The 23,419-nt window shown below is 63.5% G+C and carries 26 protein-coding genes; 11 read left to right on the forward strand and 15 right to left on the reverse strand.

All coding sequences use genetic code 11. The annotated features are described in order from the left end of the window. Window positions 1-365 precede the first annotated feature (365 nt). Entirely contained in the window at window positions 366-1,175 is an 810-nt protein-coding gene (locus tag ACLFLU_RS40560) for a DUF3108 domain-containing protein (protein ID WP_426414176.1), read from the reverse strand. A 548-nt stretch (window positions 1,176-1,723) separates the two neighbouring features. Here ACLFLU_RS40560 and rpmB point away from each other — a divergent pair. The 3 genes from rpmB to ACLFLU_RS40575 all read left to right on the forward strand — a co-directional run bounded on the left by rpmB (window position 1,724) and on the right by ACLFLU_RS40575 (window position 4,462). Next, window positions 1,724-2,029, forward strand: a complete 306-nt coding sequence (gene rpmB / locus ACLFLU_RS40565) for a 50S ribosomal protein L28 (RefSeq protein WP_148751926.1) — start codon at window positions 1,724-1,726, stop codon at window positions 2,027-2,029. Window positions 2,030-2,461: 432 nt separating this feature from the next. Then, window positions 2,462-3,064: a hypothetical protein gene (locus ACLFLU_RS40570; RefSeq protein WP_426410218.1), complete on the forward strand. Its 603-nt coding sequence runs from the start codon at window positions 2,462-2,464 to the stop codon at window positions 3,062-3,064. 18 nt (window positions 3,065-3,082) lie between these two features. After that, window positions 3,083-4,462: a hypothetical protein gene (locus ACLFLU_RS40575; RefSeq protein WP_426410219.1), complete on the forward strand. Its 1,380-nt coding sequence runs from the start codon at window positions 3,083-3,085 to the stop codon at window positions 4,460-4,462. A 97-nt stretch (window positions 4,463-4,559) separates the two neighbouring features. On the opposite strand, the gene ACLFLU_RS40580 is transcribed toward ACLFLU_RS40575, so the two are convergent. The 3 genes from ACLFLU_RS40580 to ACLFLU_RS40590 form a co-directional block, all read right to left on the reverse strand. Continuing rightward, on the reverse strand, window positions 4,560-4,838 hold the full coding sequence (locus ACLFLU_RS40580; protein ID WP_426410220.1) for a DUF1488 domain-containing protein: 279 nt from the start codon (window positions 4,836-4,838) through the stop codon (window positions 4,560-4,562). A gap of 260 nt (window positions 4,839-5,098) precedes the next feature. Further along, entirely contained in the window at window positions 5,099-5,395 is a 297-nt protein-coding gene (locus ACLFLU_RS40585; protein WP_426410221.1) for a hypothetical protein, read from the reverse strand. Then, window positions 5,388-5,654 carry a hypothetical protein gene (locus ACLFLU_RS40590; RefSeq protein ID WP_426410222.1) on the reverse strand — a complete coding sequence of 89 codons (267 nt, stop codon included), beginning with the start codon at window positions 5,652-5,654 and terminating at the stop codon, window positions 5,388-5,390. Before ACLFLU_RS40590 ends, ACLFLU_RS40585 begins: the two co-directional genes overlap by 8 nt. A 153-nt stretch (window positions 5,655-5,807) precedes the next feature. On the opposite strand from ACLFLU_RS40590, the gene ACLFLU_RS40595 reads away from it, so the two are divergent. The 3 genes from ACLFLU_RS40595 to ACLFLU_RS40605 all read left to right on the forward strand — a co-directional run bounded on the left by ACLFLU_RS40595 (window position 5,808) and on the right by ACLFLU_RS40605 (window position 8,183). After that, a complete protein-coding gene (locus ACLFLU_RS40595; RefSeq protein ID WP_426410223.1) occupies window positions 5,808-6,023 on the forward strand; it encodes a hypothetical protein in 216 nt (71 codons plus the stop codon). Between the two features lie 264 nt (window positions 6,024-6,287). Further along, window positions 6,288-7,610, forward strand: coding sequence for a DUF2235 domain-containing protein (locus ACLFLU_RS40600; RefSeq protein ID WP_426410224.1), 1,323 nt, complete (start codon window positions 6,288-6,290; stop codon window positions 7,608-7,610). A 327-nt stretch (window positions 7,611-7,937) separates the two neighbouring features. Continuing rightward, window positions 7,938-8,183 carry a PilZ domain-containing protein gene (locus ACLFLU_RS40605; RefSeq protein WP_187437594.1) on the forward strand — a complete coding sequence of 82 codons (246 nt, stop codon included), beginning with the start codon at window positions 7,938-7,940 and terminating at the stop codon, window positions 8,181-8,183. A 184-nt stretch (window positions 8,184-8,367) separates the two neighbouring features. Here the strand turns inward: ACLFLU_RS40605 and ACLFLU_RS40610 are convergent, their stop codons facing one another. The 6 genes from ACLFLU_RS40610 to cobS form a co-directional block, all read right to left on the reverse strand. Further along, window positions 8,368-8,778, reverse strand: coding sequence for a hypothetical protein (locus ACLFLU_RS40610; RefSeq protein ID WP_426410225.1), 411 nt, complete (start codon window positions 8,776-8,778; stop codon window positions 8,368-8,370). A gap of 241 nt (window positions 8,779-9,019) precedes the next feature. Then, a complete protein-coding gene (locus ACLFLU_RS40615; RefSeq protein WP_426410226.1) occupies window positions 9,020-10,132 on the reverse strand; it encodes an NADH:flavin oxidoreductase/NADH oxidase in 1,113 nt (370 codons plus the stop codon). 315 nt (window positions 10,133-10,447) lie between these two features. Beyond that, on the reverse strand, window positions 10,448-11,143 hold the full coding sequence (locus tag ACLFLU_RS40620) for a hypothetical protein (protein ID WP_426410227.1): 696 nt from the start codon (window positions 11,141-11,143) through the stop codon (window positions 10,448-10,450). Window positions 11,144-11,179: 36 nt separating this feature from the next. Then, window positions 11,180-12,259 carry an esterase-like activity of phytase family protein gene (locus ACLFLU_RS40625; protein WP_426410228.1) on the reverse strand — a complete coding sequence of 360 codons (1,080 nt, stop codon included), beginning with the start codon at window positions 12,257-12,259 and terminating at the stop codon, window positions 11,180-11,182. After that, window positions 12,256-14,160, reverse strand: coding sequence for a cobaltochelatase subunit CobT (gene cobT / locus ACLFLU_RS40630; RefSeq protein WP_426410229.1), 1,905 nt, complete (start codon window positions 14,158-14,160; stop codon window positions 12,256-12,258). The genes ACLFLU_RS40625 and cobT overlap by 4 nt, the downstream gene beginning before the upstream one ends. 162 nt (window positions 14,161-14,322) lie before the next feature. Then, window positions 14,323-15,321, reverse strand: coding sequence for a cobaltochelatase subunit CobS (gene cobS / locus ACLFLU_RS40635; RefSeq protein WP_091966104.1), 999 nt, complete (start codon window positions 15,319-15,321; stop codon window positions 14,323-14,325). 297 nt (window positions 15,322-15,618) lie between these two features. On the opposite strand from cobS, the gene ACLFLU_RS40640 reads away from it, so the two are divergent. Next, window positions 15,619-16,275, forward strand: coding sequence for a DedA family protein (locus tag ACLFLU_RS40640; RefSeq protein WP_426410230.1), 657 nt, complete (start codon window positions 15,619-15,621; stop codon window positions 16,273-16,275). Here the strand turns inward: ACLFLU_RS40640 and ACLFLU_RS40645 are convergent. Then, window positions 16,259-17,500, reverse strand: coding sequence for a citrate/2-methylcitrate synthase (locus tag ACLFLU_RS40645; protein ID WP_426410231.1), 1,242 nt, complete (start codon window positions 17,498-17,500; stop codon window positions 16,259-16,261). The two genes, ACLFLU_RS40640 and ACLFLU_RS40645, sit on opposite strands and share 17 nt — an antisense overlap. A gap of 80 nt (window positions 17,501-17,580) precedes the next feature. Here ACLFLU_RS40645 and ACLFLU_RS40650 point away from each other — a divergent pair, with 80 nt between their 5' ends. Beyond that, window positions 17,581-18,675 (forward strand): citrate synthase/methylcitrate synthase, encoded by a 1,095-nt coding sequence (locus tag ACLFLU_RS40650; RefSeq protein ID WP_426410232.1) that lies wholly within the window; start codon window positions 17,581-17,583, stop codon window positions 18,673-18,675. A gap of 112 nt (window positions 18,676-18,787) precedes the next feature. On the opposite strand, the gene ACLFLU_RS40655 is transcribed toward ACLFLU_RS40650, so the two are convergent. Further along, complete coding sequence (locus tag ACLFLU_RS40655; protein WP_426410233.1) at window positions 18,788-19,423, reverse strand: J domain-containing protein; 636 nt, start codon at window positions 19,421-19,423, stop codon at window positions 18,788-18,790. On the opposite strand from ACLFLU_RS40655, the gene ACLFLU_RS40660 reads away from it, so the two are divergent. Beyond that, window positions 19,422-19,580: a hypothetical protein gene (locus ACLFLU_RS40660; protein ID WP_426410234.1), complete on the forward strand. Its 159-nt coding sequence runs from the start codon at window positions 19,422-19,424 to the stop codon at window positions 19,578-19,580. The genes ACLFLU_RS40655 and ACLFLU_RS40660 overlap by 2 nt on opposite strands. 8 nt (window positions 19,581-19,588) lie before the next feature. After that, the gene (locus ACLFLU_RS40665) at window positions 19,589-19,858 is read left to right on the forward strand and encodes a BolA family protein (protein WP_426410235.1); all 270 of its coding nucleotides are present in this window, start codon (window positions 19,589-19,591) and stop codon (window positions 19,856-19,858) included. Between the two features lie 137 nt (window positions 19,859-19,995). Here the strand turns inward: ACLFLU_RS40665 and ACLFLU_RS40670 are convergent, their stop codons facing one another. The 3 genes from ACLFLU_RS40670 to ACLFLU_RS40680 are packed head-to-tail and all read right to left on the reverse strand — an operon-like array spanning window position 19,996 to window position 23,099. Beyond that, window positions 19,996-21,300 (reverse strand): HlyC/CorC family transporter, encoded by a 1,305-nt coding sequence (locus ACLFLU_RS40670; RefSeq protein ID WP_426410236.1) that lies wholly within the window; start codon window positions 21,298-21,300, stop codon window positions 19,996-19,998. 42 nt (window positions 21,301-21,342) lie between these two features. After that, a complete protein-coding gene (gene aroB / locus ACLFLU_RS40675; RefSeq protein WP_426410237.1) occupies window positions 21,343-22,491 on the reverse strand; it encodes a 3-dehydroquinate synthase in 1,149 nt (382 codons plus the stop codon). After that, window positions 22,488-23,099 carry a shikimate kinase gene (locus ACLFLU_RS40680; protein ID WP_426410238.1) on the reverse strand — a complete coding sequence of 204 codons (612 nt, stop codon included), beginning with the start codon at window positions 23,097-23,099 and terminating at the stop codon, window positions 22,488-22,490. The genes aroB and ACLFLU_RS40680 overlap by 4 nt, the downstream gene beginning before the upstream one ends. Before the next feature lie 169 nt (window positions 23,100-23,268). On the opposite strand from ACLFLU_RS40680, the gene ACLFLU_RS40685 reads away from it, so the two are divergent. Further along, window positions 23,269-23,415 (forward strand): histidine kinase, encoded by a 147-nt coding sequence (locus tag ACLFLU_RS40685; protein WP_426410239.1) that lies wholly within the window; start codon window positions 23,269-23,271, stop codon window positions 23,413-23,415. Window positions 23,416-23,419 lie beyond the last annotated feature (4 nt).

A 23,419-nucleotide genomic window follows, 5' to 3' on the forward strand; every position in this document is an offset into this window, starting at 1 on the left:
AGAGAGCCGTGCAAATCCCGCGCAACTGTCTCACTTTGCGACGCTTTTCCTGTCCGCTTTAAGCTTCGGAACGACTCTAGAACGAATCGCGGCCGAATCGCTGACTCCCCGGTGAGTCCTGTTACGTTCACGCAACATGTCGCGGGACTCTTGTTTCCATCGCACTAGATGGAGTTTTGTGACGGCGCACAAGCGACGATTGGGTGACGGATTTCGTTAAGTTGGGGATGGCGCCGAGTCGAATCAGAATCGAGGAGGAGTCAAATGGATTCCCTAAATGACGGCCGCTCACCTCATTTCGCGAAACAACCCCATGCACAGTAGGTAAGTCATTGATATGACTAAGGGGGCCGTAGCAGCGGCGCTTACTGCGTCTTCGCCACCCTTGGCGGCTGGGCGGTGGTGATGAAGCTGGTCGCTTCCAGCATGGCCGGCCCGAGCGGCGTCGGGACCTTCAGCCAGAACGGAACCAAAATCCGCGTGCCCGCGACCGGGGCAAACGCGATCTCGATGTTGCGCTGGGCGGCGAGGTATTTGATCACGGGGCGGTCGGGGATGTAGCCGGCGACGGGCACGAAATAGAGCGCGCAGACCACGACCGGGCCGTGATAGCCCTTCTCCGCCTTCACGGTCTCCATGCGCTTGAAATCGAGCTTCAGCTCGTAGCGCATGCGGCCGTCGAACACGGGCGCGCTGCCGTGGCAGGCCTCCGGCGACAAGGGATCGCCGGTGCCTGATACGCGCACCAGCGAGGCCGTCATCGGATCGAACACGCCGCGGCGATGGGCTTCAGTCACCACGATGCGGTCGGCATCGACCGGCGGCTCCGGAATGATGCCGAACTCCTTCACATTGCCCTTGTCGAGCGTGATGTGGATCTCTTCGGTCTTCTTCGAGGTGGTGGTGGAGGCCTGGTAGGCCGATGCGACCAGCGCGCCGTTGACGACGCGCCCCTGCGAGGCGCCGGTGCCGGACCCGCCGGCAAACGACTTCAAAATGCCCGTGGTGCCGCCGGAGGCCGCCGCGGAAAACACGTCCTCCTGGATATCGATGTTCCAGGCGCCGCGGCCGACCGGAATGCCTGATAGCGTCGCCTCATACTGCGCCTCGAGCTTGCCTTGGGCCGCCGCAGGCTCCGCCGCCCACGCCAGCACCAGCCCGCCAACAGCGGCCAAAGCCAGCCTGCCGGCCGACCGCAGCCGGGGCGGAATGAGGGAGGACGTGTGCACGAAACGATCCAATCGGGAAGCGAGTGGGTGTTACTTAAGCCGAATCCGGCCGCAAGCAATGCATCCCGGCAGCATAAGCCGGGAACTCACCGAACTCTTCGGCGTGGAATGCGCCCTTTATGTGATGGTAAGGCGTTTTAAACATTGCCGTTTTGGTGATTAAGCGGTGACGGCGCCGGCCGCCTCTCCGCTTGCTCCTTTGTCATGCCCCGGCTCGACCGGGGCATCCAGCACGCCGCGGCCCCTCTGGCCCAGCCACGCCGCCGGTGGAATACTGGATCGCCGGGCGATGATGGCTGAATTTGCGGCCTGAGATCCCGGGTTCGGGCTCGCGCCCGACCCGGGGCGACGGGCCAAAAACGGCCCATCGCCTTGACGTCCCGCCCCTTCCCCCCTATACGTCCGCCCGCTCCCTGCAAGGACAGAGAATTTGCCCCCGTGGCGCCCCGAATGGCGGCCGCAACTCGTTGGGGGCTCGAACAAGGATTAGTGAGATGTCTCGCCGCTGCGAACTGACGGCCAAGGGCCCCCTCGTCGGCCACAAGGTCAGCCACTCCAACATCAAGACCAAGCGCCGCTTCCTGCCGAACCTGGTCAACGTGACCTTCATCAGCGAAGCCCTGGAGCGCAACGTGCGCCTGCGCGTCTCCACCAACGCGGTGAAGAGCGTCGACCACAATGGCGGCCTCGATGCCTTCCTGCTCAAGGCCAAGGCCGACGTCCTGTCGCCGCGCGCCCTCGAGCTGAAGCGCGCCATCCAGAAGAAGGTCGGCGACGCGCCGGTCAAGAAGGCCAGCTAAGAGAATTTTGGAATCGGGCGGGGGCTAAGTTGCGTCGCGTGGCGTAGGCTTAGCCAAGTAGAGTTTGCGTTGCGGCCGGATCGAAAGATCCGGCCGTTTTTGTTTTGCGGTGCCACCACTTCAAATTGTGCGGCCTCATACCAAAACTAGTTGCGCAGCGCGGGACAATTTCCTTAGGGAGGGTGAATCCCGCGAACACCTGCTACGTCTGCTCTAGAAAATCCGCCACCGATGGCTTGCTTATCGATGGATCAACATTTCGAAGGCGGCACAAACAAGCCAGAAAAATCTCTCGTCGCTTTGCGAAGACTGTCACAGTGAAAAACACGGCGGCCGCAAGGATCGAAAAAGAGGAACGTCGCTGTTTGCAGTAGATCGAAGATAGTGAGGACGAGGTAAGCCTCAATTTTTCTAGACCGCCTAGAGGTGGACATGCATCGACATCAAATCAAGAGAAACCGCCCAACCTTGGAAACCGCACACGCATTTCACAAGGAAGGCTCGTTTGAAATTAGCTCGCCTCGGCATCAATTGTCTGATGAAGAACGCGAGGCCGAGATTCGAAAAATATCAAACGGTCTAAGCGAAATTGTCAGGCAACAGTTCCCTCGGACTCAAAATCTCGAATACGCGATCCTAAAATCACATCTGATTATCGAGTATGCGCTGGTTCAATACATTCGCTCTTTCGTCGCAATAGCAATCCAGTCAGCCGATATCCGCTTTAGCTTCAGTCAGAAACTCGAGTTCGCTTATTTATTAGGCTTTGGAGCAAACGATCCTCTCCTTCTTCCAACCATTGAACGATTGAACAAGGTGCGAAATCAAGTAGCTCATACGTTTTTCCTTGATCGTCGGCTAGTCGATGAACTCTTGCAAATAAACCACGAAGACCACAGGGCCTTCAAACCCAAGAACGACAGAGAGCGCATCCGAGGCCTCCGTTATATTTGTGCAGCAGTTTGCGGACGTGTCGCTGGCGAGATCGAGGTCAAATATTGGTTGTTGGTCAACCCCGGCGTAGAACTCCGTTAGGTAGCAGGAGTCATATGGATGAAGCCGATATCTCCGCTCCGATTCGACGCGATCGCTGGCTACGCTCGTGAACCGCAGTCACTCTTCTTTGCGGAAGAAATTGGGTGGTATGAGCATTCGAACGAACGGGTGCTCGGCTTGCTTATCAGGGATCGTACAGACAGCGATTATGGCGGCCTGATTTTTGGCCGAGATCAGAGACTTCGATTTCGATGCGTAGATGTGACCGGATTTGATTCGCGACGCCGACACGCCGAAGTGAACCTTCGGCGTCGCATGGAAAGCGCCGCCGCGCAATCAGATGCGCAGTTTCATCAAGGTGATGAAACTGGTTCTCCGATCGACTTTTTCACATCTGTTGTATCCGACGAGCGTCTAAACAAGAGTTTTGTAAGCTTGCGCAATGAAGAAGTTTTTTCGGCAGCGCGCGGCATTGTTGAACCGATGATGCGTTGGTACGACGACGTGGACGGCAACTTTATCGAGCAATTTCAGACTAGCGGATTCGACGCCCGCATCTGGGAACTCTACCTGTTTGCAGCCTTTCGAGAGATGGGGTACGGCCTAGACCGAGTTCACAAGGCTCCTGACTTCATTTGCGTCAATCCATTTGTAAACTTCGGCGTCGAAGCCACGACAGTGAATCCGACACGAGATGCCAAGGGCAATGTCGTTGCTTCGCCTCCGACCGATACGCCGGATGAGATCCAAGCCTTCCTGACCAACTACATGCCGATCAAATTTGGCAGCGCGTTGACTTCGAAACTTGCCAAACGGTATTGGCAGCAATCTCATATGACGGGGCTGCCCCTTGTCTTTGCTGTTCAGGACTTCTCGGCGCCCCAATCGATGACTTGGACACGCTCAGCATTTGAGAAATACATTTATGGATATGCTCATGATTGGCAGCGTGACGCCAAAGGCAGATTGATCATCCGCCCTCGAAAGATCGTTTCACATCGCTGGGGAAGCAAGGAGATACCTTCCGGCTTTTTTGATCTACCGGACACAGAAAACATTTCCGCAGTCATATTCTCGAATAGCGGCACCATCTCCAAGTTCAATAGGATGGGTGTCTTGGCGGGATTTGGATCAGACCGCCTTCGCCTCACTCGCGTGGGCACTGCGATTTCTCATGATCCAAACGCAAGCGAGCCCCTACGTTTCATCCGAAGAGTAAATGATCCCGAGTATCACGAGACTTGGCGCGAAGGACTAAGCATTTGGCATAATCCTCGAGCAAAATTGCCTCTGCCTCCCGAATTTTTTCCGGGCATTGCTCATCACCGGCTTCTCCCGGACGGGTTGGTACAAAGCATGGTGCCCGAGTGGTACCCGCTCGGATCATTTACTATTCAGACTCTTGAGGACAAATCATCCTCCGGATCTCCCGGTTAAACACTGCTTCTCTTCATGCGGCGCGCTACTTCATGCAGTGCTCGCCCTGGCAGCATCACATGCAGGACCGACCTGCAGAGTTATGGGCCCCCTCCCCCTACCCCCGAAAATCAATGCTCCGCAGCACAATCCCCGGCGGCGTGCCCTCGAACTCCGTCGCGCGGTACTTGCTTGCGGCTCGCGCTTCGATGCGGTCGCGGAGGCGGGTGAACTGGGCTTCGCGCTCGTTAGGGCGGGTGTGCGGGCCGCGTTCGAGATCGTCCATGGCGGAGGTCGAGATGGCGCAGGGGATTTCCTTGGCGCCGTCCTGCATCGAGAACTGGACGATGCCGCGGTCCTGTTCGTGGCCGATGAAACGGCCGCTGGTGAGGGTCATGGGGTGCTCCTGTGACGACGTTGTTCTTGTGATGACCGTTTGATTTCAACGTCCGGCAAACTCCGCACGTCGTCCCGGCCTAGTGCGCGATTGCGCACGAGGGGCCGGGACCCATTACCCCGGTCAGCGCTGTCGAAACACGCTGTGGCCCGGGGTATCTGCAATAACTTGCTGCGGTGGTTATGGGTCCCGGCCTTCGCCGGGACGACACCTGTTTTCAATGCGCGCACCATCGCTGCCGCAGGCGGCCCGCGGCTGCTTCAGTTATCCCCGCCAAGTCTCGCAAAGTCGTCGAACAACGCGGCCACCAGCGCGCGGTGGCGGGTGTCTTCGGTGGGGAGGCTGGCGGCGTAGAGGTTGAGGAGGTAGCGCGCCTTCACTGCGGCCTCGGCCCAGGAGGCGGCGGGCACCGTCATCAGGCGGTTCTCGAGATCCGCCTCGCGCTCGCGCAGCTGCCGGACATTGCTCTCGACCTCGGCCAGCGCACGGCGCAGGTCGGTTGCCTTCTGGGCGGCGAGGCCACGATGCTTGTCGAGTTCGACGGGGGTATCAGTCATTGGCGACGCTCGCGTCGGACGCTACCGCATCGGCAAGGTCGAGCGCGCGGATCGACAGCATCTCCACGGAGCCGGCGACGCCTTCCACGGGCACGATGATCGACGTACCGACGCGGCGCCAGGCCGAAAAGGTTTCGGCCTCGATCGTCTCCTCGTCAGCGACCACGGGATAGCTGCCCGCGGGCAGCAGCCGATCGATGCCGTGGATGCGGAACGGATGCCTGAACGTGACGGTCTCCCGCCGCGTACGGATGGTCATGCACGCCTGCCTTCCTCGCGAGTGCGGCCCCAACCGACGCCAGCCTGGTTCTGACCATGCGCTCAATGCGTCGCAATAGCCAGCGCTATCCTTCCCGCGGCGTGCGCGGCGTTTTAGACCTCGCTTTTGGCCCGACGCAGGCGTACGTCTTGGATGCGCCTGCACGCCAGCGTGGGATGCGTGTTGCCATCGGTCGAACTGAGCGAATTCGAAACTCCAGAGGAGACGAAAATCATGGCCAAGGGACAGCAGCGCAGCAATCGCGAAGCCAAGAAGCCGAAGAAAGACAAGGCCAAGACCATCGCCGCGGCGCCGAGCCGCAAGGACGCGGCGTGGCAGCCGGATTTCGGGCCGGGGAAGAAGAAGTAGGTTCGACAATCTTTCCGCGGAGCCGGTGCTTCTTCACCTCGCCCCGCTTGCGGGGAGAGGTCGGAATTTGCGTAGCAAATTCCGGGTGAGGGGGACTCTCCGCGAGTCCGTCTTTCACCGTGATTGCGGAAACGCCCCTCACCCCACCCTCTCCCCGCGAAGAGCGGGGCGAGGGAGCGCATCGCTGTCGCCGCCCGCTCGTCTCCTCGCCGTCGCGCTTTTTTGCTATGCTCGCCCCGGTAGCATCACCTGGAGGGGCATATCGTGGAGCACTCACCCAAACCAGAGCCGAAGAACCTCGTCATCTGCTGTGACGGCACCGGTAACGAGATCTCGGAAAACATCTCCAACGTCCTGAAGCTCTATCGCTGCCTGCGCAAGACCGACAAGACGCAGCCGCGGCAGATGGTGTTTTACGATCCCGGCGTCGGCACGGTGACGGAGCCGTCGACGTGGAACAAATGGAAGGCCAACATCAAGCTGGTGCTGGGGCTCGCCACCGGCTACGGGCTCGATGACAATGTGCTGTCAGCCTATTGCTTCCTGGTCGCGCACTACGCGCCGGGCGACCGCATCTATCTGTTCGGCTTCTCGCGCGGCGCCTATACCGTGCGGGTGCTGGCGGGGCTGATCCACAAGGTCGGCCTGATCTCGCCCGAGCAGGCGAACCTCGCAGGCTCCGGCCTCGTCGCCTACAAGCAATATTCCGGGACCGGGCACGGCAACGACATCGAGGACCTCACAGAGAGCTTCGACGAAGACGGGCCGATCGCAAAGGACAAGTTCGATCTCGCCGCGCAATTCGCGCGCATCACCTCGTCGCGCTGGCCGACCATCCATTTCATCGGCGTCTGGGACACGGTGGCGAGCGTGATCGTGCCGCGCGCCGACCGGCTGTATTGGCCGAGCCTGGAGGAGCTGGCCTTCACGCTGCGCAATCCGAGCGTACAGATTTTCCGCCAGGCGATCGCGATCGACGAGCGGCGCTGCATGTTCCGCCTGAAAGAGTACGAGGAGCCGCAGGAGTACTGGAGCAACCGCTACGTGCCCGACGAGAAGAAGGAGCCGCAGGACATCCTGCAGGTGTGGTTCGCCGGCGTGCATTGCGACGTCGGCGGCGGCTATCCCGAAGTCGAGAGCGCGGAATCGAAATATCCGCTGATCTGGATGATCGGCGAGGCGGCAAAGGCGGGGCTGAACTTCAACCCGCGCACCGTGAACCAGCTCGCCTGGGGAGTCCCTCGCAAGAACTCGCCGTTCCAATATGTCGCGCCGGCTTTCACCGGCAAGGCGGGCGTGCTGCACAATTCGATGAGTCCGGCCTGGCGCGTGCTGGAATACCTGCCGAAGAGCGCGAAGTACAAGGAATGGCCGGAGCGGAAGGTGTTTCTCGGCTTCTACATCCCCGATTGCGAACCGCGGCTGATCCCCGAGGGCGCGCATGTGCATGAGAGCGTGCTGAAGCGGATAGCGGTGGAGCCGGATTATCGGCCGGTGAATATGCCGAAGGAATTTGTGACGGTGCCGATGCCGGTGGGGCCGGGCCCCGGTGTTGAGGCGGAGGCGGGGGAGATCGTGACGGGGTGAGAGAGTGTAAGCTGGCGCTACACCAATGGTGTCGTCCCGGCGAAGGCCGGGACCCATAACCACAGGGAGCGGTTTGGCGAAGACTCGTCGTTGGTACTTCTATCTTCAGCAATCGAAAGATCACGCGGTATGGGTCCCGGCCTTCGCCGGGACGACAATGGAACTTGACGCACCGGCCCGGCCCCACCCCGCTACCGTAACTTTCCCCAATCGCCGCTACTTTTCATTAAAATTCTCCGCCCCGCCTTAGCTTCATCGCATCAACTCCTCCGCCATCATTCCTCCCCAAGCCCACCGCGTTGTCCGCGGTATTGGAGGAGAGTGCCAATGCATCCGCGTCGACATGCCCGTGTGAAGCCCTCCGGCCTGGTGTCCCGCCAGGCCAAGATCATCACCGACCCGCGCGCGCCGATCATCGTCTGTACGCTGGTGGACTATTCGCCGGGCGGCGCCTGCATCGATCTCGGCGGACAGGTGAAGATCCCGGATCGCTTCGAGCTGCTGCACGTCAACACCAAGAAGCGCTGCAGGATCGCCTGGAAGCGCGGCACGCGCGTGGGCGTGGTGTTTTGATCTCCCTTGTCGTCCCGGCGAAGGCCGGGACCCATAACCACAGGGCGTGGTTTGGCAAAGACTCGGAGTTCGGTATGCTTGCCGTCCACAATCGATAGATCACGCGGTATGGGTCCCGGCCCCCCGTGCGCAATTGCGCACTAGGCCAGGACGACGGCGGAGGTTGAGGCGCCGCTATCGCCCCTCACACCTTCCGCATCCGCGCTTTCGCGCCCGCCACGATCTGCATCGCGACACCTGCGATCCAGCCCAGCAGCACCAGCCAGCTCGGCGCGCCGTCTGCCTCCAGCCGCAGCACGATGACGGCGACTGACGCCAGGGCTGCGAGCGTGGCGCAGAGGGTGCCGGCGGAGCTCAGGAATTCCGCGGCGTCGATGTGGCTGTGCGCCTCGTCGAACGGCAGCTGCGGCGTGTCGATGCCGAGATAGAAGCCGACGGCACCGAGCAGCATCATCAGCAGCAGAAAGCCCTGCGTGGTGAGCGAAGTGATCGCCGATCCGACATAGGCGCCGACGAACAGCCCGCACGCAGCGCCAGCCATCGCAAGCCCAATCCGTTCCAGCACATGGGCAGTCTTGCGGACACCAAATCGCATGGCGGGCCTCGCGCGGCTTTGACTGCGCCGCAGGTTAGGCCTGTTTTGCCGCGGGTGGAAGGTGAGGAGAGTTACGGATGCGTGAGGTCTGGTTCACTCCCTCTCCCCGTTCTTACGGGGAGAGGGTTGGGGTGAGGGGCCTCTCTCCGCACGTGAGACTGTAAGCCGCACCTGTACCCCCTCACCCGAATTCGATCTGCAATCGAATTCGACCTCTCCCCGCAAGCGGGGAGAGGTGAAGTCACCGCGCCCCGAACGTGGTCCTGCCGAACAGCGCCTTCTGCGTCGACGGCTGCGAGCGCCAGTATTGCGGTGGGGCTTCGACTTCGCCGCCGACTTCCGCTGCGGCGTGCCAGCCCCAGCGGGGGTCGTAGAGCATGCCGCGGGCGAGCGCGACCATGTCGGCCTTGCCGGATGTGACGATCTCCTCGGCGTGCTTGGCTGCCGTGATCAGCCCCACCGCGATGGTCGGCAATCCGGTCTCGCGCTTGATGGCTTCCGCAAACTGCACCTGATAGCCGGGGCCGAGCGTGATCTTCTGCTGCGGTGAAACGCCGCCGGAGGAGGCATCGATCCAGTCGACGCCGCGCGCCTTCAGCGCTTTGGCAAACTCGATGGTCTGCGCCAGATCCCAGCCGCCCTCGACCCAATCGGTCGACGACACCCGCATGCCGACCGGCTTGTCGTGCGGGAACACGGCGCGCACCGCGTCGTAGATCTCGAGCGGGAAGCGCATGCGGTTCTCGAGCGAACCGCCATATTCGTCGGTGCGCTTGTTCGAGATCGGCGACAGGAACTGATGTATGAGATAGCCGTGCGCGCCGTGCAGCTCGATCGCGTCGATGCCGATGCGCTCCGCGCGCTTCGCGCTGTCGACAAAGGCCTCGCGGATGCGCTTCAGCCCCGCGGCATCGAGCGCCACGGGTGCTGCTTCGCCCTCCTTGTGCGGCAGCGCCGAGGGCGCCACCGTCTGCCAGCCGCCCTCGCTGAGCGGGATGAGCTGGCCGCCGTCCCAGGGCCGCGCGCTGCTAGCCTTGCGGCCCGCATGGGCGAGCTGCATCGCGACCGCGGTCGTCGAATGTTTGCGGACGGAAGCGAGTATCTGCTTCAGCGCGGCCTCGGAGGCGTCGCTGTAGAGCCCGAGGCAGCCCGGCGTGATGCGGCCGATCGCCTCGACATGGGTGGCCTCGATGCAGAACATCGACGCGCCCGACAGCGCGAGATTGTTGATGTGGGTGAAATGCCAGTCGGTGGGAACGCCGTCTTCGGCCGAATATTGGCACATCGGCGACACCACGACACGGTTCTTCAACGTCAGGCCGCGCAGCTTGATCGGGGAAAACAGGGCGCTCATACGGGGGTATCCGGGGATGGAGGGATGGAAGCGATTGCATGAAGTTTAGGTGGCGGATCGCAAATTGCCAGTTGCGCGCGGAGCATGGCGGCTCGCGGGGCCATGCATTGCGGGCGTCTTGTGACGGGGTGGGCGCGAGGTGGGGCCACATCCACAACCGTCGTCCCGGCGAAGGCCGGGACCCATAACCACAGGGAGAGGTTTGGCGAAGATTGGTTGTTCGGGATTAACACCATCCGCAATCGATAGATCACGCGGTATGGGTCCCGGCCCCCCGTGCGCAATTGCGCACTAGGCCGGGACGACAGCGGAGAGCTAATCCAGCGCCTCGAACTTCCCCGGCTGCGGCTTGCCCATACGGATCTTGCCGTCGGGCAGGAGCTCGCCATCGGCCTCGGCCGAAAACTGGATCGTATTGCCGCCGCCGTCGCGCTTCGACGCCTTGCCGAGGGGCCCGAGTTTATCGGCGAGCGCAGTGTCGTCTTCCACGAACACACGATACTCGGTGAGGTGGAAGCGGCGCGGCGACAGCCAGGTCAGCGCCGGCACGGAGGTGCGCATGTCGCCGTCATTGGCGCGATCGACGGTGCGGCTGGTCGCGTCGCGGAACAGATCCGGCGCGTCGACGAGCTTCGCGCGATTGCCGTCGATGGCGTAGATGTTCAGCGTGACGATGTGGCGCTCGCTGCGGAAGGAGACCGCGACAAAGCGCGAGTCGCTCGACCATGCCGCGTGGAAGGCATCCGGCGCGGTGTCCAGAATGTTGTCGTCGTTGACATTGTCGAGCGTCATCAGTTTGCGATGGCCCGGCTCCGCCATCAGGTACATGCGAAAACCGTCGCTGCCGGACTCGCCACCGCCGTGCGCGGCGACCGACAGCTTGCCATTCGGCGCGCGGCCGCCCTGGATGATCGCGTATTCGTTCTTGCCATACTGATGCTCGGCCGTGGCCAGGGCTGGCGACACGGCGAAGCTGAGGAGAAGGGCGAGGACGGCGCGGCGGTGGGGCATGGTTGTGTGTCGGCGGAGGGGGAGCCGACGTTCAACCTACTCCACCAGCGTGAACTGCAACAGCAGGGTGCGCTGGAGCAGCGAGAAATTATCGTCCGACACCATGGTCAGCACGGTCTCGCCCTCTGCCGTGACGTGGGCATCGATGCCTTCCATGTTGTCGACCTCGTGGCCGAGATCGGCCTCGAACAGCACGGGGCCATCGACCAATGCGCCGGGCGCGATGGTATTCAACGGGATCGAGCGGATGCGGATGTTGATGCCGGTGAACCAGGAGAATTTGCGCTCGAGGATCAGCAGCTCGCCCGACGGCAGCAGCACGGCGTCGCTGATGAACTGCTTGTCGGTGCGCTTGATGCTGAATTGGCCGGGCGAGGGACCGCCGATCAGAAAGCCGATCAGATTGCCGTCGGCATCGAAGCCGCCTTCCGACATGGCGATCAGCGTGCCCGCGAGCGGCATGCTCGTGTCTTTGCCTTTCGGCACGAACACCAGCGCCTCGAGGCCTTTATTGTAGGGCAGCTTGCGCACGCCAGGCGGCGTCGGCACCACCTCGCCACGGGCGCGCGTACCGCCCTTGGCGAAGTCGAAGCGCATAATCTGGTTGACGCGCTCGAGCCCGACATAGACGAGCGAACCGTCGCGCGCGAGCGACTCGGTGTCGTACCAGAGCCGTTTCTCCGTGATCGGCCGCCCCTCGGCGTTCAGCATCGGTGCGGCCTCGACGTCGTCGAGCCCGGTCATCTTGCCACTGGTGTAGCGGATGCTGCCTGTAAACCAGGTGCCTTGATCCGACAGCGCGAGAAAACGCTCGCCCTTGTCATCGAGGAAACGGAAACCGGACAGGCCGCCAAAGCCGCGATGCGGCGAGGTCAATACAAGTCCGCTGCGATAGACCAGCCGGCCGAAGCGCGTGCGCGAACGGTCGCGCGGCTCGAAATTGGGAATCGGCCGCGCATTGACTTCGATCGAGACAGGCTCGGTGACGGCGTGCTCGGGCTGCGCCGGTTTTGGCGCGGGCTGCGCCTGCGCGTGGGCGAGCCGAGGCGTTAAGAGAGTGGAAAATCCCGCCGCCGCGTGGCCAAGAAAGAAGCGGCGGGACTGATGCGTGCTCACGAATGCAGTTTGCGCCGCGGGCGATTGGCCGGTTGCGTGGGCGCGGCGTTGGTCTCGCTGAAGAGTTCGGCGAGCTTTTCGGTGATGGCGCCGCCGAGCTCTTCGGCGTCCACGATCGTCACCGCGCGGCGGTAGTAGCGCGTCACGTCATGGCCGATGCCGATCGCGATCAGCTCGACCGGCGAGCGGGTCTCGATCTCCTCGATGATGTGGCGCAGGTGCCGCTCGAGATAGTTGCCGGGATTGACCGACAGCGTGGAATCGTCGACCGGCGCACCGTCCGAGATCATCATCAGGATCTTGCGCTGCTCGGGCCGGCCGAGCAGGCGCTTGTGCGCCCAGTCGAGCGCCTCGCCGTCGATATTCTCCTTCAGCAGCCCCTCGCGCATCATCAGGCCAAGGTTTTTCCGCGCACGGCGCCAGGGGGCATCGGCGGACTTGTAGATGATGTGGCGGAGATCGTTGAGGCGACCGGGATTGGCCGGCTTGCCGGCGGCAAGCCACGCCTCGCGCGATTGCCCGCCCTTCCAGGCGCGCGTGGTGAAGCCGAGAATCTCGACCTTGACGCCGCAACGCTCCAGCGTGCGCGCAAGGATGTCGGCGCAGGTCGCGGCCACTGTAATGGGGCGGCCGCGCATCGAGCCGGAATTGTCGAGCAGCAGCGTCACCACGGTGTCGCGGAACGTCGCCTCCTTCTCGTGCATGAAGGACAGCGGGTGATAGGGATCGGTCACTACGCGCGACAGGCGGGCGGGGTCCAGAATGCCCTCTTCGAGGTCGAACTCCCAGGCGCGGTTCTGCTGCGCCATCAGCCGGCGCTGCAGCCGGTTGGCGAGGCGGGCGACGATGCCCTGCAGATGCGCGAGCTGCTTGTCGAGATAGGCGCGCAGGCGCTCCAGCTCGTCATGGTCGCAGAGGTCTTCGGCGGCGATGACTTCGTCGAATTTCGGCGCGAAGGCGTGATATTCCGGCCCGCGCGGCTCGTTCTTGCCGTGCGCGTTCGGACGCGTCGCCTCGCCCGGCGTCTCGTCGTCGCCGAGCTCGCCGTCGTCGAACGTGTCGGAGGTCGAGGCCTGCGCGCTTTCCATCGCGCTGTCGCTCATCTCCTCGCTCGAGGCCTGCGCCTGGTCGGCGCTCATCTCCTGCGCGGCATCGGAATCGGGCGAGCCCTCGGCGCCGGACTGATCGTTATCGCCGTCCTGGTTCTCGTCGTTGTCCTCATTGTCCTCGCTGTCGGCGCTGCGCTCGTCGCCGAGCTCGAGTGCGGTCAAGAGATCATGCACGGCATCGCCGAACCTGGTCTGGTCCTCGACGAGGTTATCCAGCCGGTCGAGTCGCTTGCCGATCTTGTCTTCGAGAATCGGGCGCCAGAGATCGACCATCTTCTTGGCGGCCGTCGGCGGCGCCATGCCGGTCAGGCGCTCGCGCACCAGCATCGCCAGCGCATCGGCCAGCGGCGCATCGGCGCGGTCGGTGATCTCGTCGAACTTGCCGCGATGGAAGTGGTCGTCGAGCATCGCGGTGAGGTTCTTGGCAACGCCCGCCATGCGGCGCGCGCCGATCGCCTCGACGCGGGCCTGCTCGACCGCCTCGAACACGCCGCGCGCCTGCGGATTGCCGGGCATCAGCTTGCGATGCAGCTTTGCATCATGACAGGCGATCTTGAGCGCGATCGAATCGGCGTGGCCGCGTACGATCGCAGCGTCGCGCTTCGTCATCTTGCGCGCCGGCTCGGGCAGCCGCGCCTTGCCGGGCGCGAGGCCCGGGCGCTCGGCCGCGAAGCTCACGTCGAGCTCGGGCGTCTTTGCGATCGCCTTCAGGCAGGACGCCACCGAGCGCTTGAACGGCTCGGTCGGGGCTTCCTTGCTGTTGCGGAATTTGGAGTTGGAGGGTGTGCTCATCTCGCCCTATCCGTCGTCCCGGCGAAGGCCGGGACCCATAACCACCGGCCGTAGTCGGTCAGGGAAATTATCGGCGTCGCTTCAATCGAGACATCACGCGGTATGGGTCCCGGCTCCATGTGCGCAATTGCGCACCAGGCCGGGACGACATCCCGCGAGAGATCAGCTGAGCGCCACGTTGACTGCCGATTCCGGCAGCTCCGCGTTGAAGCAGCGCTGGTAGAACTCGGCAACCAGCGGACGCTCGAGCTCGTCGCACTTGTTGAGGAAGGTGACGCGGAACGCAAAGCCGATATCGCCGAAGATGTCGGCGTTCTCGGCCCAGGTGATCACCGTGCGCGGGCTCATCACCGTCGACAGATCGCCGTTGGCGAACGCGTTACGGGTGAGATCGGCGAGGCGAACCATCTTGTTGACGATGTCGCGGCCTTCCTGGGTGCGATAGTGCTTGGCCTTCGCCAGCACGATCTCCACTTCCTCGTCGTGGCTGAGGTAGTTGAGCGTGGTGACGATCGACCAGCGGTCCATCTGGCCCTGGTTGATCTGCTGGGTGCCGTGATAGAGGCCCGAGGTGTCGCCGAGACCGACCGTATTGGCGGTCGAAAACATGCGGAACGCCGGATGCGGCTTGATCACCTTGTTCTGGTCGAGCAGCGTCAGGCGGCCGGAGACTTCCAGCACGCGCTGGATCACGAACATCACGTCCGGGCGGCCAGCGTCGTATTCGTCGAACACCAGCGCGACGTTGTTCTGGAGCGCCCAGGGCAAAATGCCGTCACGGAATTCGGTGACCTGCTTGCCGTCGCGGACGACGATGGAGTCCTTGCCGACGAGGTCGATACGGCTGATGTGGCTATCGAGGTTGACGCGCACGCAGGGCCAGTTCAGGCGGGCGGCAACCTGCTCGATATGGGTGGATTTACCCGTACCGTGATAACCGGTCACCATCACGCGGCGGTTGCGGGCAAAGCCAGCGAGAATGGCAAGCGTGGTGGCACGGTCGAAACGGTAGTCGGAATCGACTTCAGGAACGTGAGGATCGACTTCGGAATAGGCTGGCACTTCGAGATCGCTGTCGATCCCGAACACCTGGCGCACCGACACCTTCATGTCGGGCAAACCGGAAACTTCCTCAACTTTGGACAGGGCGGCGGTCGTCATCAATCCTCCGAGGCCCCGGGCGGTCCCGAGACCAGTTATTTGCACGTTGGCTGCGGCTGGGTGCGACTGCGAACCTATCAGAGACAACGAGCTGGCAGAAGCCCGCGCGCCAATCAAAGTTCCGTTGTCTTTTCATTTAGATAGGTAAGGAACGCGATTTTTGGAAGGCTGCCCTGCAAATCTCGCCCAAATTTCGCCCCGGATAGGCGCCCTGCCCGGCCGAATGGCACTTTCACCACCTCTCACTACTTGTGTAAGGGTCTGAACCCGAATGCCCCAGCCCGCTACAGAGACGTCGTGACTTCTTTCCTTGATCCCCTGATATCCTTCGTCTCAGTCCATGCGTGGCTGGCTTATCTGACCCTGTTCCTGGCGGCGCTTCTCGAAGCCGTCCCGGTGGTGGGGTCGGTGATCCCCGGCTCGACCATCATCCTGGCGCTGAGCGCCCTGGTTCCCGGCGGCGACCTGAAACTGCAATGGGTCCTGCTCGCGGCCGCCGTTGGCGCCGTGCTGGGCGACGGCTCGGCCTACTGGCTCGGGCACCGGCAGCAGCGCGAAATCCTCAACACCTGGCCGCTGACCAATTATCCGCGCGTGGTCGAGGAAAGCGAGACCTTCTTCCACCGCTTCGGCACCTGGGCGGTGTTCTTCGCCCGCTTCGTGCCGCCGATCCGCGCCTTCGTGCCCGTGACGGCCGGCGCACTCGGCATGGCGCCGGCAAGGTTCTACGCGGTGAACATCCCCGCAATCCTGGTCTGGGCGCCGGCCCATGTGCTGCCGGGCGTGCTCGCGGTATCGGCCTTCCACCAATATTTCGGGGTGCACCATGGGCATATCGGCAAGCACATCTGGATTTTGAGCGTGGTGGCCGTGGCGATCGTGCTGGGCGTGACGATTTGGGTCTATCGTCGGCGGAATGGCGGTGGCATGGCTGAGGCTAAGCCGCCGGCTTAGACGTCGTCCCGGCGACGACAGTCCTCCTTCCCGGCGCCGGTCCCACATATCTTGCCCGCGGCCGGATCAGCTTGCCGAACTGCAATTGCTCGCTCGCATGTGCGATCCAGCCGACGCTGCGGGCCATGGCGAAAAGAGCGAGCTCGCTGCCTCCCGGCAGGCGCAGCGCGTGCACCAGCACGGCGAGCACATAATCGATGTTGACGAACTCGCCGGTCGCCTCCGCGATCCGCTCAGGCACCTCGCGGGTGAATTTGCGTGGCGCGCCGGCGCGCGCCAAGGCGTTCAGCAGCGATTGCGCGCGGGGATCGCCGCGCTTGTAGACGCCGTGGCCGAAGCCCGGAAAACGCTCGCCGAGCGCAACGCGCTCGCGCACCATCGGTTCGACGTCGCGGTCGACCAGCGTCTTGACGAGCTGCGAGGCCAGCACGCCGGCGCCGCCATGTTTTGGGCCTTTCAGCGCGGCAAGGCCGGCGATGACGGCGTCGTAGAGATTGAGCCCGGTCGACGCCGCGCAGCGCGCGGTGAAAGTCGAGGCGTTCAGCTCGTGATCGGCCAGCAGCACCAGTGCGCGGCGGATGAGATCGGGCGCATGCTTGTTCTCGGGAGCCCAGATACGCGCGATCTGCTGATGCAGCGGCTCGGGTGACGACTCGGCATTGAGCATGGTCGCGACCAGCAGGCGGACGATGCGCGCGCCGACCATCGCGCGGCCATCGGGCGCACGGGTGAAAGCGCGCGAATCCGCGCTGGCCGCGAGTGCGAGCACCGCGATGGCGCGATCGATCGGAGCTGCCCGGCGCGCGGCTTCCGCAATCGCACGCATCTCGTCGGACATCGCAGGCTGATTGTCCGGCGCGAACGGATCGACGTCGGAGACGTCCCAGAGCAGCGTTGCGGTGTGCTCCAGCGTGTCGCTCTCGGCGAGATCGATGCAGTTGACGCCGCGGTAGATCGCGCCCTCCTCGGTGATGGTCGAGATCTCCGTGTCCATCACAGGCAGATCGGCATCGAAGCTGCGCAGGCCGCGCGGCTCCGGCGACGGCACCCGGCGCTCCTTCAGGGCGCGGACGTCCTCGGCGCGGTAGCGGTTCTTGCGCGAATCCGGCGTCGGCTCGGAGCGGATCAGGCCGCGGCTGACATAGGCGTAGAGAGTCGCCGGCGAGATCGCGAGCTCGGCCGCGGCTTCCCGGGCGGAGAGATAGAGACCTTCCGAATTTTTCATATTGATTGATGTAATCAAGATTGATCAATCTGTCGAGAGACCTGATTTTCTCCTGGTGCAGTGCAAAGGAGATTTGGGCCATGAACATCCACCTCACCAAAAGCCAGATCGGGCTGGACGGCGTTCCCGCCGCCGAGACCGTGTTGAGCCATGTCGACGGCGAGCGCGGCGAGCTGATCATCGCCGGCGAGCATGTCGGCCGCCTCGCCGCCAAATCGAGCTTCGAGGGCGTCACCGCCCGGCTCTGGAACGGCGCCAGCAAGACCACCCTCACCGAAGCCAATGTCCGGTCGAGCCTGGGCGCGGCGCGCGAACGTGCCTTCGCGCGGCTCTCCGACCTGCTGCCGGCGACGCAAGGCATGGGCATCGTCGACGGGTTTCGTGCAGCGGTCGCGGGCCTGCGTGCCGAGCACGGGCTGGAGCACGAGGCAACGATCGTCGGCGCGTTTCCGGTGATTGCGGGCGCACTGGTCCGGCGCGCCAAGGGGCTCGACCCGATCGCGCCCGATCCGACCATGAGCCATGCCGCCGATACGTTGCGCATGCTGCTTGGGCGCGCGCCAGCAGCCCGGGAGGTCACTGCGTTAGATGCCTATCTCGTTACCGCCAGCGACCATGGCATGAACGCCTCGACCTTCACCGCGCGCGTGGTGGCCTCGACACAAGCCGATCTGTTCGCCGCCGTCACCGCCGGCTATTGCGCGCTCACCGGCCCGCTGCATGGCGGCGCACCGGAGCCGGTGCTGGAAATGCTCGATGCGATCGGCTCGCGCGAACGGATCCAGCCCTGGGTGGATGCGGCGCTGGCGCGCGGCGAGCGGATGATGGGCTTTGGCCACCGCGTCTATCGGGTGCGCGATCCGCGCGCGGACGTGCTGAAGACCGCAGTCGAGGCGCTGGCGTCCAACGGCACCGACCTGCCGTTTGCCGGCGAGGTCGAGGCCTATATCCGCGCAGCTCTGCGCAAGAAGAATCCGGAGCGGCCGCTGGAGACCAATGTGGAATTCTTCACCGCGATCCTGCTCGATGCCTTGGCGATCCCAAGGCAGGCGTTCACACCGATCTTCGCGGTGGCGCGCGCAGCCGGATGGACCGCGCATGCGCGCGAGCAGCAGCGGACAGGACGGTTGATCCGGCCGAGCTCATCATATGTGGGGGCGATGCCGGAGGTGTAGGGAATGCGTAGCCCGGATGGAGCGGAGCGCAATCCGGGAAAGTTGCGTCGTTGTGGGAGAAAGTCCCGGATTACGCTTGCGCTCCATCCGGGCTACGGACCAACGAGAGGCCTTACGCCTCCCGCACCACGGTCTTCAGATAATTATACGCCTTGATGATCTCGATCAGGCGATCCTCGGTCGAGCGGTCGCCGCCATTGGCGTCGGGGTGGTGCTGCTTCACCAGCGCCTTGTACTTGGTCTTGACGTCGGCGAGCGTGGAGTCGGGGCCGAGACCCATCACCTGGAGCGCCTTGCGCTCGGCGTTCATCACCTTGCGCGTCTCGGCCTTGGGGGCCGCGTCCGGGCCCTTACGCCAGTTGGCGCGGCCGTTGATCTCGGAGAACATGCTGAAGGGATCGAACGCGCCGTCGATCTCGGCTTCCGCACCCTTCTTGACGCCGCCATTGGCGCCCATCTTCCAGGTCGGACGATGGCCGGTCAGCGCATCCTTCTGATAGCGCGCGACTGCGTCGGCATTCATGCCGGAGAAGAAATTGTAGTTCTGGTTGTACTCACGCACGTGGTTCAGACAGAAGTGCCAGTACTCGCGCGAGTTCTCGCGGCCCTTAGGTGCGCGATGCGCACCCTTGTTCTGGCACCCGGTCCATTCGCAATTGACCACGGTGTCGCGCGGCTTCACCTCCGGCTGCTTGCCTCGCGGCTTGACCCGGATGGAGTCGAAGAACTTTGATGAATCGATCGGCATGACCAACTTTGACTACGCAATGCAAAAACCTTCAAGTCTTGACATTGCAATTAGGACAAAACCCGTTCTCAAGAACGGCCGCCAAGGCGGCCTGTCGCTCAAGAACGGCCGCCAAGTCGGCCTATCGGCGTTGACGGAGCGCGATCGCGTACCTTAATGGCAAACATGGCTACCAAAGACATTATCAGCAACAAGTTGCAGGAAGCTTTCACGCCTGAAAGCCTGCAAGTCGTCGACGAGTCACATTTGCATGAGGGCCACGCGGGCCATCGGCCGAGCGGCGAGACGCACTTTCGTGTTTATATCGTGTCTCAGGCGTTCAAAGGGAAGAGCCGGGTCGACCGCCATCGCATGATAAATGCGGCGCTGGCTGCGGAACTTTCGGGCAGCGTGCATGCGCTAGCGATCCACGCGCAGGCGCCGGGGGAAGGGTGAATCTCGCATTCTCCCTCGGTCGTCATGCCCGGGCTTGTCCCGGGCATCCACGTTCTTAGCGCAGCCAGCAAGACGTGGATGGCCGGGTCAAGCCCGGCCATGACGATGTGGAAGCTTCAGAGCCTAAAGCTGCTGCGTCAAAACGACGTCCCTGCTCGCTTCGGCCTCGCCTCTTCCATGTCCGCATCGCGCGGGACCGGTGAAATACGGAGCGCGGTGATGCGGTTGCGTTCGCGGCGAAGCACGCGGAAGCGGAAGCCGTGGAACGTAAAGCTCTGGCCGCGGTCGGGGATCGAGCGCGCCTCGTGAATGACGAGGCCGGCAACCGTGGTTGCCTCGCCATCGGGCAGGCGCCAGTCCATGGCGCGGTTGAGGTCACGGATCGGCACGGAGCCGTCGACCACGACGGAGCCATCCGGCTGGGCGCGCACGCCGGCGACCACGACGTCGTGCTCGTCGGAGATGTCACCGACGATCTCCTCCAGAATGTCTTCCAACGTCACGAGACCTTCAACTTCGCCGTACTCGTCGACGACGAGCGCGAAATGGGTTTTCCGACGCCGGAACGCCTTCAGCTGCTCCGACACCGGGCGCATCTCCGGCACGAACCAGGGCGGCAGCGCGATGGTGGAAACGTCGATGCGCGAGGTGTCGCCGTCGGCGGCGCGGATCGCGCGCAAGAGATCCTTGGCGTGGAGCACGCCGATGATGTTTTCCGGCTTCTCGCGCCACAGCGGGATACGGGTGTATTCGGTCGCCAGCACCTCACGCACCAGATCCTCCGGCGGCAGATCGGCGTTGATCATCATCATCTCGGTGCGATGGATCATGACGTCGGAAACCTGGAGCTCACGCAAATCAAGCAGGCCGCCGAGCATGTCGCGGTCCTGCTTCTCGACCTTGCCCTCATGGTGCAGGAGATCGACCGCACCGCGCAGGCGCTCGGTCGGCGACAGGATCGCCTGGTGCTCGCGGGCCAAGCCGAACAGGCGCATCAGCACGCGGACGATGACTTCGACCACGCGCAGCAGCGGCCCAAGCACGTACATGGTCAGCCGCATCGGGCGCGCGACCGCGAGCGCCATCCGGTCCGGCGCATTGATGGCGATGGTCTTGGGCAGCACTTCCGCGAAAATCACGACCAGCGCCGTCATCACGCCGGTGGCATAGAGCACGCCGACATCGCCGAACCAGGCGGTGAAGATGGAGGTCGCCAGTGCCGAAGCGCTGATATTGGCGATGTTGTTGCCGAGCAGCAGCGCGCCGATCAGGCGCTCGCGCATGTCGAGCAGTTGCGAGACCACGTCGGCGTCGCGATTACCCTGCTTGGACAGCCGCAGCATGCTGGCGCGCGAGGCGCCGGTCAGCGCGGTCTCGCTCGCGGCGAAGAAACCGGACACGAGCAGGCAGAGAATGACGATGGTGAAGCCGAGCCAGTCCATGAACCACTCTGGTTTCTAGTTTTAGCGCCGTTCAGTCGCGTCTCACGCCTTGAGGGCGAGCTTGTCCTTCAGGAAATCGCGCACCGGCGCCGGCTCGACATCCTTGGCGATGACGGCGCGCCCCACGGCCTCCAGCAGGATGAAGGTGAGCTTGCCGCGCTTGACCTTCTTGTCCTGCGCCATCAAGGCCATCAGCGCGTCGGCATCGGCGAGGCCTTCCTGCGCAAAACCTGCAATGTCCTGCAAACGCGTCGGAAGTCCCGCTTCGATGAGATGGCGCTCGATGCGGGCCGCATCAGACTCGCCAATCATGCCGAGCTTTGCGGAAAACTGCGCCGCCAGCGTCATGCCGATCGAAACGCCCTCGCCGTGGAACAGACGATCCGAGAAGCCGGTCGCAGCTTCCAGCGCGTGGCCAAAAGTGTGGCCAAGATTGAGCAGCGCGCGCTCGCCGGTCTCACGCTCGTCGCGCGAGACGACACCCGCCTTGGCGCGGCAGGAGGTGGCGATGGCGTGCTCGCGGGCCGAGCCGCCCTTGAAGATGTCCGCGTGGTTCTTCTCCAGCCAGGTGAAGAACGCCTCGTCGCCGAGCACGCCGTATTTGGCGACCTCGGCATAGCCGGCGCGGAACTGCCGCGGCGAGAGCGTGTCGAGCACGGCCGTGTCGGCAATCACCAGCACCGGCTGGTGGAAGGCGCCGAGCAAATTCTTGCCCTGCGGCGAGTTGATGCCGGTCTTGCCGCCAACCGAGGAATCGACCTGCGCCAGCAGCGAGGTGGGGACCTGCACGAAATCGACGCCACGGCGCAGGATCGCGGCGGCAAAGCCGGCGAGATCACCGACCACGCCGCCACCGAGCGCGATGACGAGATCGTTGCGCTCGATCTTTGCCGCGATCAGGGCCTCGCTGACCTTTTCCAGCCCCGCATAGGTTTTTGAAATCTCGCCTTCCTCGACGACGACGCGCGAGGTCGGAATGCCGGCGGCGGCGAGCGAGGCTTCAGCCGGCTCGAGCCAGTATTTTGCAACGGTGCGGTCGGTGACGATTGCGGTGCGCACGCCGGGGCGCAAGGCGGCAACCCGTTCGCCGAGCGAGGACAGCACGCCGCGGCCGATGACGATGTTGTAGGCGCGATTTTCCAGCGCGACGTCGACGTTGACGGGATCGGAATGTTTCATGGGCGCAGTCATCGAACGGCACTCGCGAGGTCGGCTGGTGGTTGGCCGCAGAGATGCGCATGCAGCGTCTCGATCGTCTCATCGACGATCCTGTCGTGCGGCACATCGCGCGAGGCAATCGTGAGGTCGGCTTTGCCATAGACCGGCTCGCGCTCGGTGAGCAGGCGCGTCACAGTGCCTTCGGGATCGGGGGTCTGCAGCAAAGGCCGGTCGGCGCGGCGGCGCACACGGCGCATGATGACGTCGTGGTCGGCCCTGAGCCAGATCGAGATCGCCCTGGCTGCGATGCGGCTCCGCGTCTCCTCGCGCATGAAGGCGCCGCCGCCGGTCGCCAGCACCACCGGCCCGCCGTCCAGCAGGCGCGCAATCACCCGCGCCTCGCCGTCGCGGAAATGCGGTTCGCCATGGCGCTCGAAAATCTCCGGTATCGTCATGCCGGCCGCCGCCTCGATCTCGGTGTCGGCGTCGACGAAGGGCAGCTTGAGCCGCGCCGCCATGCGGCGGCCGATGGTCGACTTGCCGACGCCCATCATGCCGACCAGCACGATCGAACGCGCGCCCAGCGCCGACAGGATGTCGGCCTCAGGGCTCGCTTGTGCTGGCAACGCGGCGTCGGACATTGGATCTTGCTCTGGATCTCGCTCAATCTGCCGCCAAAGGCGGCATCACGGCCACCTATACGACCCCGTCGGGGCCCTCGCCAGAGGACTCTTGCCACGAAACGGCGAACATGTTGGATGATTTCATTGGTTAATTTGCCTGTTCGCGACCCTCGCCGAGACCTTGCCGATGCCCAGCCTGTTCCGCTTCCTGACGGTCGTCGCCGTGCTCGCCGGCATCGCCTATGGCGTGGTGTTCGTGCTGGCCAACTTCGTCAATCCGAAGCCGCGGGAAATGACGGTGACGATCCCGCCGGATAAATTTCTCAAGAAATAGCAGC

Source organism: Bradyrhizobium ganzhouense, from assembly GCF_049949285.1.
Taxonomy (GTDB): Bacteria; Pseudomonadota; Alphaproteobacteria; order Rhizobiales; family Xanthobacteraceae; genus Bradyrhizobium; species Bradyrhizobium ganzhouense.

Coding starts and splice junctions, on each gene's coding strand:
- rpmB (WP_148751926.1), top strand. CDS start 1,724: ATGTCTCGCCGCTGCGAACTGACGGCCAAGGGCCCCCTCGTCGGCCAC.
- ACLFLU_RS40570 (WP_426410218.1), top strand. CDS start 2,462: ATGCATCGACATCAAATCAAGAGAAACCGCCCAACCTTGGAAACCGCA.
- ACLFLU_RS40575 (WP_426410219.1), top strand. CDS start 3,083: ATGAAGCCGATATCTCCGCTCCGATTCGACGCGATCGCTGGCTACGCT.
- ACLFLU_RS40580 (WP_426410220.1), bottom strand. CDS start 4,838: ATGACCCTCACCAGCGGCCGTTTCATCGGCCACGAACAGGACCGCGGC.
- ACLFLU_RS40585 (WP_426410221.1), bottom strand. CDS start 5,395: ATGACTGATACCCCCGTCGAACTCGACAAGCATCGTGGCCTCGCCGCC.
- ACLFLU_RS40590 (WP_426410222.1), bottom strand. CDS start 5,654: ATGACCATCCGTACGCGGCGGGAGACCGTCACGTTCAGGCATCCGTTC.
- ACLFLU_RS40595 (WP_426410223.1), top strand. CDS start 5,808: ATGCGCCTGCACGCCAGCGTGGGATGCGTGTTGCCATCGGTCGAACTG.
- ACLFLU_RS40605 (WP_187437594.1), top strand. CDS start 7,938: ATGCATCCGCGTCGACATGCCCGTGTGAAGCCCTCCGGCCTGGTGTCC.
- ACLFLU_RS40610 (WP_426410225.1), bottom strand. CDS start 8,778: ATGCGATTTGGTGTCCGCAAGACTGCCCATGTGCTGGAACGGATTGGG.
- ACLFLU_RS40615 (WP_426410226.1), bottom strand. CDS start 10,132: ATGAGCGCCCTGTTTTCCCCGATCAAGCTGCGCGGCCTGACGTTGAAG.
- ACLFLU_RS40620 (WP_426410227.1), bottom strand. CDS start 11,143: ATGCCCCACCGCCGCGCCGTCCTCGCCCTTCTCCTCAGCTTCGCCGTG.
- cobT (WP_426410229.1), bottom strand. CDS start 14,160: ATGAGCACACCCTCCAACTCCAAATTCCGCAACAGCAAGGAAGCCCCG.
- cobS (WP_091966104.1), bottom strand. CDS start 15,321: ATGACGACCGCCGCCCTGTCCAAAGTTGAGGAAGTTTCCGGTTTGCCC.
- ACLFLU_RS40645 (WP_426410231.1), bottom strand. CDS start 17,500: ATGAAAAATTCGGAAGGTCTCTATCTCTCCGCCCGGGAAGCCGCGGCC.
- ACLFLU_RS40650 (WP_426410232.1), top strand. CDS start 17,581: ATGAACATCCACCTCACCAAAAGCCAGATCGGGCTGGACGGCGTTCCC.
- ACLFLU_RS40660 (WP_426410234.1), top strand. CDS start 19,422: ATGACCAACTTTGACTACGCAATGCAAAAACCTTCAAGTCTTGACATT.
- ACLFLU_RS40655 (WP_426410233.1), bottom strand. CDS start 19,423: ATGCCGATCGATTCATCAAAGTTCTTCGACTCCATCCGGGTCAAGCCG.
- ACLFLU_RS40665 (WP_426410235.1), top strand. CDS start 19,589: ATGGCTACCAAAGACATTATCAGCAACAAGTTGCAGGAAGCTTTCACG.
- ACLFLU_RS40670 (WP_426410236.1), bottom strand. CDS start 21,300: ATGGACTGGCTCGGCTTCACCATCGTCATTCTCTGCCTGCTCGTGTCC.
- aroB (WP_426410237.1), bottom strand. CDS start 22,491: ATGACTGCGCCCATGAAACATTCCGATCCCGTCAACGTCGACGTCGCG.
- ACLFLU_RS40680 (WP_426410238.1), bottom strand. CDS start 23,099: ATGTCCGACGCCGCGTTGCCAGCACAAGCGAGCCCTGAGGCCGACATC.
- ACLFLU_RS40685 (WP_426410239.1), top strand. CDS start 23,269: ATGCCCAGCCTGTTCCGCTTCCTGACGGTCGTCGCCGTGCTCGCCGGC.